Below are 8,662 nucleotides of genomic sequence, written 5' to 3'. Positions count from 1 at the left end.
CCTCCCATTACTACCGCGTACCCTTCGTCAGCACCGTCCGAGGTGCATGGGCGGGGTACACCGTGCTCCGCCCGGCCCGCGACCTCGGCCTGAGCCCGGCGTGGTTCTCGACGCCGGAGTTCGTCTCCTTCCCCACGCCCGACGACGGCACGGGCATCGACGTCGCCCACGCGGTGGTCTACCCGCCGACGAACCCGGAGGTCGTCCCCGCGAGCGGGCTGCCGCCGCTGGTCGTGATGGTGCACGGCGGGCCGACCTCCAGCCATGACCGCGTGCTGAACCTGGAGATCCAGTACTTCACGTCGCGCGGGTTCTGCGTCGCGCACGTGGACTACCGCGGCTCCACCGGCTACGGCCGCCGCTACCGCGACGCGCTGCAGGGTCGCTGGGGCATCGTCGACATCGACGACGTCGTCGCCTGCGCCCGGCACCTCGCCGACGTCGGCCGCGTGGACCCGGCGCGCATGGCGATCCGCGGCGGGTCCGCGGGTGGTTACACCGTCCTGGCCGCGCTGAGCATGCGCCCGGGCGTCTTCACCGCCGGCGCCAGCCACTTCGGCGTGGCCGACCTCGGCGCGCTGGCCGCCGAGACGCACAAGTTCGAGTCGCGCTACCTCGACGGCCTGGTGGCGCCGTGGCCGGAGGGCGCGGACGTCTACGCCGAGCGCTCACCGATCAACCACGTCGACACCCTCGACACGCCGCTCGCGGTGTTCCAGGGCGAGGAGGACGCCGTCGTACCGCCGTCGCAGGCCGAGGCGATCGTCGCCGCGCTGCGGGCCAGGGGCGTACCGCACGCCTACCTGCTCTTCCCCGGCGAGCAGCACGGGTTCCGCAAGGCGGAGAACATCCGCGCGGCCCTGGACGGCGAACTGTCCTTCTACGCCCAGGTCTGGCAATTCGACCTGCCCGCGGAGGAGAGCATCACCCCGATCACGGTGGCCGGCGGCCATGCGCAGTGAGAGTGCGCTCCGGGTGGGGAACGCGCCCTCGGCGCACGGCGCCTGCGGCCGGCTGCGCCCCGCTAGACCTCGAGGACCGTCGGGATGATCATCGGGCGGCGGCGGTGCTTGTCCGACACCCACTTGCCCACGGTCCGGCGGATGATCTGCGACAGCCGGTGGGCGTCCGCGCCGTCGTCGGTGAGGGCGCGCTTGAGGTTGTCCTCGACCAGCGCGAGCACCTCGTCGAACGCCGAGGGGTCGTCGGAGAAGCCGCGGGTGGACAGGTGCACCGGGCGCACGATCGTCTTCGTGGACGGCTCGATCACCACGGTGAGCGCGACGAAGCCCTCGTCACCGAGGATCCGGCGGGCCTGCAGCGACTCCTCGCCCACGTCGCCGACGTTGAGCCCGTCGACGTAGACGTCGCCCACCGGCACGGAGCCGACGATGCTGGCCTTGCCGTCGACGAGGTCCACGACCACGCCGTCCTCGGCGAGCAGGATCCGGTCGCGGGACATGCCGGTCTCCTCGGCGAGCTTGGCGTGCGCCCGCAGGTGGCGCCACTCGCCGTGCACGGGCATGAGGTACTTCGGCTTGGCCACGTTCAGCAGCGTCCGCAGCTCGCCGGCCGGGGCGTGCCCGGAGACGTGCACCCGCGCGGTCTCCTTGTGCACCACGGTCGCGCCCCGACGGGCCAGCCCGTTGATGACCTTGTAGACGGCGGTCTCGTTGCCCGGCACCAGGGAGGAGGCGAGGACGACGGTGTCGCCGGCCTCGATGGTGACCTGGTGGTGGTCGCCACGCGCCATGCGACCGAGCGCCGACAGCGGCTCGCCCTGGGATCCGGTGCTCACGAGCACGACCTGCTCGGCGGGCATCTTGGCGGCGTCGTCGAGGGAGACCATGAGGCCCGGTGCGACCCGCAGCAGGCCGAGGTCGCGCGCGACGCCCATGTTCCGCACCATCGACCGGCCGACGAAGGCGACCTTGCGGCCGTGCTTGTCGGCGGCGTCCAGGACCTGCTGGATGCGGTGCACGTGGCTGGCGAAGCTGGAGACGATCAGCCGCTGGGTGGCGCGGGCGAAGACGTCCTCGAGCACCGGCCCGATCGACCGCTCCGGGGTGACGAAGCCAGGCACCTCGGCGTTGGTCGAGTCGGCAAGCAGCAGGTCGATGCCCTCGACGCCGAGCCGCGCGAAGGCGCCCAGGTCGGTGAGCACGCCGTCCAGCGGCAGCTGGTCCATCTTGAAGTCGCCGGTGTGCACCAGCGTGCCGGCCGGCGTCTGGACGGCGACGGCGAGCGCGTCGGGGATCGAGTGGTTCACCGCGATGAACTCGCAGTGGAACGGCCCGGCCAGGTGGTCGTCGCCGGCGGCGACCTCCACCAGCGTCGGGTCCAGCCGGTGCTCGCGCAGCTTGGCCGAGACCAGCGCCAGGGTGAACCGCGAGCCGACCAGCGGGATGTCCCCCCGCAGCCGCAGCAGGTAGGGCAGCGCGCCGATGTGGTCCTCGTGCCCGTGGGTGAGGACCACGGCGACGACGTCGTCGAGCCGGTGCTCGATGACCCCGAAGTCGGGCAGGATCAGGTCGACGCCGGGCTGCTCGGCCTCGGGGAAGAGCACACCGCAGTCGATGATCAGCAGCTTGCCGTCGAACTCGAGCACGGCCATGTTGCGGCCGATCTCGCCGAGACCGCCGAGCGCCATCACCCGCAGGCCGCCCTCGGGCAGCGGCGGGGGCGCCTTGAGATCGAGGTGCGGTTGGGTGACCTGACCACTCACAGGGTTACGCCTCCAGCGGCGAGGTCGTCGCGCAGTTGCGCGAGCTGTTCGGGGGTGGCGTCGACCAGCGGCGGCCGGACCGGACCGGCCGGCAGGCCGAGCGCGTTGAGCGCGGCCTTGACCGTGATGACGCCCTGGGTGCGGAAGATGCCGGTGTAGACCGGCAGCAGGCTCTGGTTGATCGACCGGGCGGTGGCGAGGTCGCCGGCCTCCACGGCGGCGAGCATCTCGGCCAGGCGAGGGCCGACCAGGTGGCTGACGACGCTGACGACGCCGACGCCGCCCAGCGCGAGGATCGGGAGGTTCAGCATGTCCTCGCCGCTGTAGTAGGCGAGGTCGGTGCGGGCCAGCGTCCAGGCGATCGCACCGAGGTCGCCCTTGGCGTCCTTGACCGCCACGATCCGCGGGTGCTCGGCGGCCCGCACGAGGGTCTCCACCTCGATCGGCATCCCGGTGCGGACCGGGATGTCGTAGAGCATCACCGGCAGGTCGGTGCTGTCGGCGATCGACGTGAAGTGCCGGAGCAGACCGGCCTGCGGCGGCCGGTTGTAGTACGGCGTGACGACGAGCAGGCCGTCGACGCCGAGGCGCTCGGCCGACCGGGCGAGATCCATGGAGTGCGCGGTGTCGTTCGTGCCGACACCGGCGACGACCGTCGCGCGGTCACCGACGGCGTCCAGCACGACCTCGAGCACCGCGTGCTGCTCGGCGTCGCTGACCGTCGGCGACTCCCCCGTCGTCCCGAAGACGACCAGCCCGTCGTTGGCGCACCGGTCGACCAGGTGGGCGGCGAGCTGCTGGGCCCCGGCGAGGTCGATCGAGCCGTCCTCGGCGAAGGGGGTGACCATCGCCGTCAGGACGCGCCCGAACGGCCGGGCGGGGTCGGTGGTCATGGGATGAATCTACCCAGCGCCGCGGCCGGTGCCCCGCGTGTACTCCGACACGGCGAAGCGCAGGCCCTCCGACGCCGACACCGACCAGCCCTCGGCCGGCGTCCGGGAGGTGCGCACCCAGCCGTCGTCCAGCTCCGGCGCCCACGTGTCCCCGTCGACGTCGACGTCGACGTCGGTGACCACCAAGCGGTCGGCGTGCGGCAGGAACGCGGTGTAGACCGCTCCTCCGCCGATCACCCAGAACGCGTCGTGCTCGGCCAGCACCTGCTCCACCGACGCAGCGCCCAGCGCACCCTCGGCCGACCAGTCCGGGTCCGAGGTGAGGACGACGTTGATCCGCCCGGGCAGCGGCCGGAACCGCTCGGGCAGCGACTCCCAGGTGCGGCGGCCCATGACGACGGTCGAACCGGTCGTCGTGGTCCGGAACAGCCGGAGGTCCTCGGGCAGGTGCCACGGCAACCCGCCGCCGGCGCCGATCACCCCACCGCGGCCCTGCGCCCAGATCATCCCGATCCCGCGCCGGCGCGCCGATGGGACTCCGGGCGCGCTCACACCGCCACGGCTGCCCGGATCGCCGGGTGGGGCCGGTAGTCGTGCACGGTGAAGTGCTCGTAGGTGTAGTCGAACAGCGACGGCGCGGGCGCGAGCTGCAGGGTCGGGAAGGGCCGCACCTCCCGGGACAGCTGCTCGGTGACCTGCTGGACGTGGTTGCGGTAGATGTGGCAGTCGCCGCCGACCCATACGAAGTCACCGGGCTCCAGGCCCACCTGTGCGGCGATCATCTTCGTGAGCAACGCGTAGCTGGCGATGTTGAACGGGACGCCGAGGAACATGTCGGCGCTGCGCTGGTAGAGCTGGCAGGAGAGCTTGCCGTCGGCGACGTAGAACTGGAAGAACGCGTGGCACGGCGCCAGCGCCATGTCGGGGAGGGCCGCGACGTTCCAGGCCGAGACGATCATGCGACGCGAGTTCGGGTCCGAGCGCAGGGTGTCCAGCAGCTGGGCGATCTGGTCGACCTGCTGCCCGTCGGGCGTCGGCCACGACCGCCACTGGACGCCGTAGACGGGGCCCAGCTCGCCGTCGGCGGCGGCCCACTCGTCCCAGATGGTGACACCGTTCTCACGCAGCCAGCTGACGTTGCTGTCCCCGCGCAGGAACCAGAGCAGCTCGACGGCGATCGACTTGAAGTGCACCTTCTTGGTCGTCACCAGCGGGAACGTCTCCGACAGGTCGTAGCGCAGCCGTTCGCCGAAGAGGCTGACGGTGCCGGTGCCGGTGCGGTCCTCCTTGGGGGCGCCCTGCTCGAGGATGCGCCGGAGGAGGTCTTCGTACTGGGTGTCGATCGGTGCCACGCACCCGAGCCTACGGCGGCGCACCGACGGTCCGGGACGCCGGCGACCTCCGTGCCGGGAGGGGCCGACGAGGCGATCAGCCCTCGGTGACCAGGGGGCTGGCGGCGACCTGCGTTCCGTCGGCGAGCGTGCTCATCCGGAAGTCGCCGAACACGTTGCCCGCCACCCGCTGCAGCTCGCGCAGGCAGGCGATCGCCAGCTCGCGGATCTCGACGTCGGCGTGCTCGCTGGCCCGCATGGCCACGAAGTGCCGCCAGGCCCGGTAGTTGCCGGTGACGACGACGCGGGTCTCGGTGGCGTTGGGCAGCACCGCCCGGGCGGCCTGCCGGGCCTGCTTGCGGCGCAGCGTCGCGTTGGGCACGTCGGCGAAGCGCTGCTCCAGCCCGTCGAGCAGCTCTGCGTACGCGACCGTCGCGGCGTCCGTGGCGGCGACGAACAGCGCGTGCAGCTCCGGGTCCTCGGCGATGACCGCCGGCTCCACGACGGCGGCCTCCCGCTCGGGGACGTAGCGCTGCGACAGCTGGCTGTAGGAGAAGTGCCGGTGCCGGACCAACTCGTGGCTCAGCGAGCGGGAGATCCCGGTGACGTACATGCTCACCGTGCCGTGCTCCAGGACGGCGAGGTGGCCGACCTCGAGGATGTGCCGCAGGTAGCCGGCGTTCGTCGCGGTCGCAGGCACCGGCTTGTCCCAGGACTGGTAGCAGGCCCGGCCGGCGAACTCGGCGAGCGCCTGACCGCCGTCGGCGTCGGTCTCCCACGGCACGTCCGCCGGTGGCGTGAACTGCGTCTGCGCGATGACCTGGACGCGGAGCGGCGCGATCTCTGGCACGTCCGGGAGCCTACGGCGGGACGCCCGGTGGCCCGGTCTCAGACCGGGATGGGCAGAACTCCCAGGGCGCGGCCGAGGTCGGCCCAGAGGTCTCCCCGCTCGACGACGGCGACGTCCGGAAGGTCCATCCAGCCGGCCATCAGCCGCAGCTCCTCGGCGAGCGCGGCGGCCACCCGAGACCGGTCCACCCCTGCCTCGGCGTGTGCGGCCTGGACGCGGAGGACGCCGGCCTTGCGATCGGCCTTGAGGTCCACCCGCGCCACCAGCTCGTCCCCGAGCAGGAACGGCAGCACGTAGTAGCCGTGCACTCGCTTCTCCGCAGGCGTGTAGATCTCCAGGCGGTACCGGAAAGCGAAGATGCGCTCCACCCTCGGCCGCTCCCACACCAGGGAGTCGAAGGGGCTCAGCAGCGCCCGCGCCCGGATCCACCGCGGACGGCGGGCTCCCGGGTCCAGCCACGCGGGACGTCCCCAGCCGACCACCTCGACGGGCAGCAGGTCACCGGCGTCGGCCAGCTCGACGATGGCGGTCCGGGCGTCGGACGGCGTGAGACGGAAGTAGTCGCGCAGATCCGTCTCGGTGGCCACGCCCAGGGCCCGCGCGGCGGTGCGCACCAACTCGCGTACGGCGTCGGGCCGGTCCGGGGTGGGTGCGGCGAGGATCTCGGCGGGGAGCACCCGTTCGGGCAGGTCGTAGACCCGTTCGAATCCCGCTGTGCGGCGGGAGGCGGTCAGCTCACCGGTGAAGAAGAGGTACTCCAGGGCCGCCTTGCCGGCGTGCCAGTTCCACATGCTGCCGGGCCGGTTCGGCCGCTCTTCCTGCAGCTCGCCGGCCCGGAGGGGACCGTCCTGCCGCACCCGCTCGAGCAGCGCGGCCACGTACTCCGGCCGCTCCCGCTGCACGCGCGTCATGCTGCCCCAGGCCTCCTGCTGCACCGCTGCCATCCGCCAGCGCAGATGGGGGTGCAGGCGGACGGGTAGGAACGAGGCCTCGTGCGCCCAGTACTCGAACACGGTGTGCCTGCGCCCGGCGAGCGCATCCAGGGCCTGACGGGGATAGGGCCCGAGGCGGCTGAAGGCGGGCAGGTAGTGGGACCGGGACACGACGTTCACCGAGTCGATCTGCACCACGGCGAGCCGGTCGGTGAGCCGGTTCAGCTGCCGCGTTCCGACCGGCCCGGCCGGACGTGGGTCGGCGAAACCCTGCGCCGCCAGCGCGATGCGCCTGGCCAGCGCTGCCGGCAGCCGTTCGACAGCGGTCACGCCGTCAGATCCTGCCCGCCGGGTACGACGTCTGCTCCCGGTACCTGGGCACTTACGCTGCCCGGGTGAACCCGACGCCGCCCTTTCCCCGCCTCACGGGGTCGGCGGAGGTCTCCGTCCGCCCGGCCCGTCCGGCCGATGCACCCGCCATCGCCCGCGTGCAGGCCGTGACCTGGCGGACGGCCTACCGCGCCGTCCTGCCCCCCGAGGTGCTCGACGAGTGGGACGACACGGCCGTCACCGCGTCCTGGGCGGCTGCGGTGACGGCGCCGCCGACCGCGGCGCACCGGGTCCTCGTGGCTCTCGAGCGGGACGAGGTCGTCGGCTTCACCACCGCCGCGCCGGTCGACGACGCACCCGGCACGGTCGAGCTGGGCACGCTGCTGGTGGAACCGCGGTGGGGCCGACGCGGGCACGGCAGCCGGCTCCTGGCCGCGGTCACCGATCTCGCCGTCGCGGACGGCTTCGGGCGCATGCGCCTGTGGCTGCCGGAGTCGGACCGGGTGTCGGCCGCCTTCCTCGAGTCCGCCGGCTGGGCCCCTGACGGATGGGCCCGCACGCTGGAGACCGGTGGCGCACCGCTGCGCGAGATCCGCTGGCACGTGGAGATGAGCGAGGAGGATTCGAACCGGTGAGCTTCGACGGCTTTCCCGATGAAGGTCTGGTGTTCTACGAGGGCCTCGAGGGCGACAACAGCAAGACGTACTGGGCAGCGCACCGGGCCGACTACGAGGCGCACGTGCGCACCCCGATGACGGCGCTGCTCGAGGAGCTGGCACCGGAGTTCGGGCCGGCCAAGGTGTTCCGCCCCTACCGCGATGTCCGGTTCAGCCACGACAAGACGCCCTACAAGACCCACCAGGGCGCTGTTGTCGTCCAGGAGGGCCGCGGCGCCGGCTCCTGGTACGTGCAGATCTCCGCCGACGGGCTCACGGTCTCGGGCGGTTGCTGGCGTCTGGAGTCCGACCAGGTGGCGAGATACCGCCGCGCCGTGGCCGACCCGGTGCAGGGACCGGCCCTGGACACGGAGGTGACGCGGCTCCGGGACGCGGGCTGGGAGATCGAGGGCGACCGTCTCGTGCGGGTGCCTGCCGGCTTCTCTGCCGACGACGAGCGGATCGAGCTGCTCAAGCACCGCTCGCTGTACGCCAGCCGGCACTGGACGCCGGAGGACTGGCTGCACACCCCTGCCGCGCTGGACCGAGTACGAGCCGCCTGGCGCGACCTCGCTGCCCTCAACACCTGGTTGGCCGACAACGTCGGCGCGACGACGAAGGAACCTCGCCGACGCTGACAGCGGTGTACGCAGCACAGGCCCGGAAGCAGTTGCTGGGGCCGACAACGCGGCCTTTCGTGCACTGAAGGCCACGCGAGCCCCCCACCCGATCGCGGCCATTTGTGCACTAACGGCCAAGGGGCGGACCGGCCAGACGACGAAGGGCCCCAGCCTGGCGGCTGGGGCCCTTCGTGAATAGTTGTCCGGCGGCGTCCTACTCTCCCACCCCGTCTCCAGGGCAGTACCATCGGCGCTGAGAGGCTTAGCTTCCGGGTTCGGAATGTTACCGGGCGTTTCCCTCTCGCCATGGCCGCCGTAACTCTGT

General features: G+C 72.3%; 9 protein-coding genes and 1 rRNA gene. 3 read left to right on the top strand and 7 right to left on the bottom strand.

Annotation, left to right across the window (positions count from 1 at the left end):
- A partial coding sequence (locus C5508_RS18240; RefSeq protein WP_157944145.1) for a S9 family peptidase occupies positions 1–962 on the top strand: 962 nt, incomplete at its 5' end.
- A 62-nt stretch (positions 963–1,024) separates the two neighbouring features.
- Here C5508_RS18240 and C5508_RS18235 read toward each other — a convergent pair.
- The 6 genes from C5508_RS18235 to C5508_RS18210 form a co-directional block, all read right to left on the bottom strand.
- Positions 1,025–2,725 (bottom strand): ribonuclease J, encoded by a 1,701-nt coding sequence (locus tag C5508_RS18235; RefSeq protein ID WP_104526342.1) that lies wholly within the window; start codon positions 2,723–2,725, stop codon positions 1,025–1,027.
- Positions 2,722–3,618, bottom strand: coding sequence for a 4-hydroxy-tetrahydrodipicolinate synthase (dapA, locus tag C5508_RS18230; RefSeq protein WP_104526341.1), 897 nt, complete (start codon positions 3,616–3,618; stop codon positions 2,722–2,724). The genes C5508_RS18235 and dapA overlap by 4 nt, the downstream gene beginning before the upstream one ends.
- Positions 3,619–3,627: 9 nt before the next feature.
- Entirely contained in the window at positions 3,628–4,125 is a 498-nt protein-coding gene (locus C5508_RS18225; protein WP_104526340.1) for a dihydrofolate reductase, read from the bottom strand.
- 41 nt (positions 4,126–4,166) lie between these two features.
- Entirely contained in the window at positions 4,167–4,970 is an 804-nt protein-coding gene (locus C5508_RS18220; protein ID WP_104526339.1) for a thymidylate synthase, read from the bottom strand.
- A gap of 76 nt (positions 4,971–5,046) precedes the next feature.
- Entirely contained in the window at positions 5,047–5,799 is a 753-nt protein-coding gene (gene thyX, locus C5508_RS18215; protein WP_104526338.1) for an FAD-dependent thymidylate synthase, read from the bottom strand.
- 38 nt (positions 5,800–5,837) lie between these two features.
- On the bottom strand, positions 5,838–7,061 hold the full coding sequence (locus C5508_RS18210; protein WP_104526337.1) for a winged helix-turn-helix domain-containing protein: 1,224 nt from the start codon (positions 7,059–7,061) through the stop codon (positions 5,838–5,840).
- A 65-nt stretch (positions 7,062–7,126) separates the two neighbouring features.
- Here C5508_RS18210 and C5508_RS18205 point away from each other — a divergent pair, with 65 nt between their 5' ends.
- Positions 7,127–7,696: a GNAT family N-acetyltransferase gene (locus C5508_RS18205; protein ID WP_104526336.1), complete on the top strand. Its 570-nt coding sequence runs from the start codon at positions 7,127–7,129 to the stop codon at positions 7,694–7,696.
- Positions 7,693–8,355, top strand: coding sequence for a DUF2461 domain-containing protein (locus C5508_RS18200; RefSeq protein WP_104526335.1), 663 nt, complete (start codon positions 7,693–7,695; stop codon positions 8,353–8,355). Before C5508_RS18205 ends, C5508_RS18200 begins: the two co-directional genes overlap by 4 nt.
- A gap of 183 nt (positions 8,356–8,538) precedes the next feature.
- On the opposite strand, the gene rrf is transcribed toward C5508_RS18200, so the two are convergent.
- A 5S ribosomal RNA gene (gene rrf / locus C5508_RS18195) occupies positions 8,539–8,655 on the bottom strand.
- Positions 8,656–8,662: the final 7 nt, after the last annotated feature.

This window comes from Blastococcus atacamensis (genome assembly GCF_002938425.1).
Classification (GTDB): domain Bacteria; phylum Actinomycetota; class Actinomycetes; order Mycobacteriales; family Geodermatophilaceae; genus Blastococcus; species Blastococcus atacamensis.
Note: the sequence above shows the minus strand (reverse complement) of the source record. Positions and strands in the feature narration are given on the sequence as shown.

What these genes read in the sequence shown, in the direction of transcription:
- dapA (WP_104526341.1), bottom strand. Translation starts at nt 3,618, where the DNA reads ATGACCACCGACCCCGCCCGGCCGTTCGGGCGCGTCCTGACGGCGATG.
- C5508_RS18225 (WP_104526340.1), bottom strand. Translation starts at nt 4,125, where the DNA reads ATGATCTGGGCGCAGGGCCGCGGTGGGGTGATCGGCGCCGGCGGCGGG.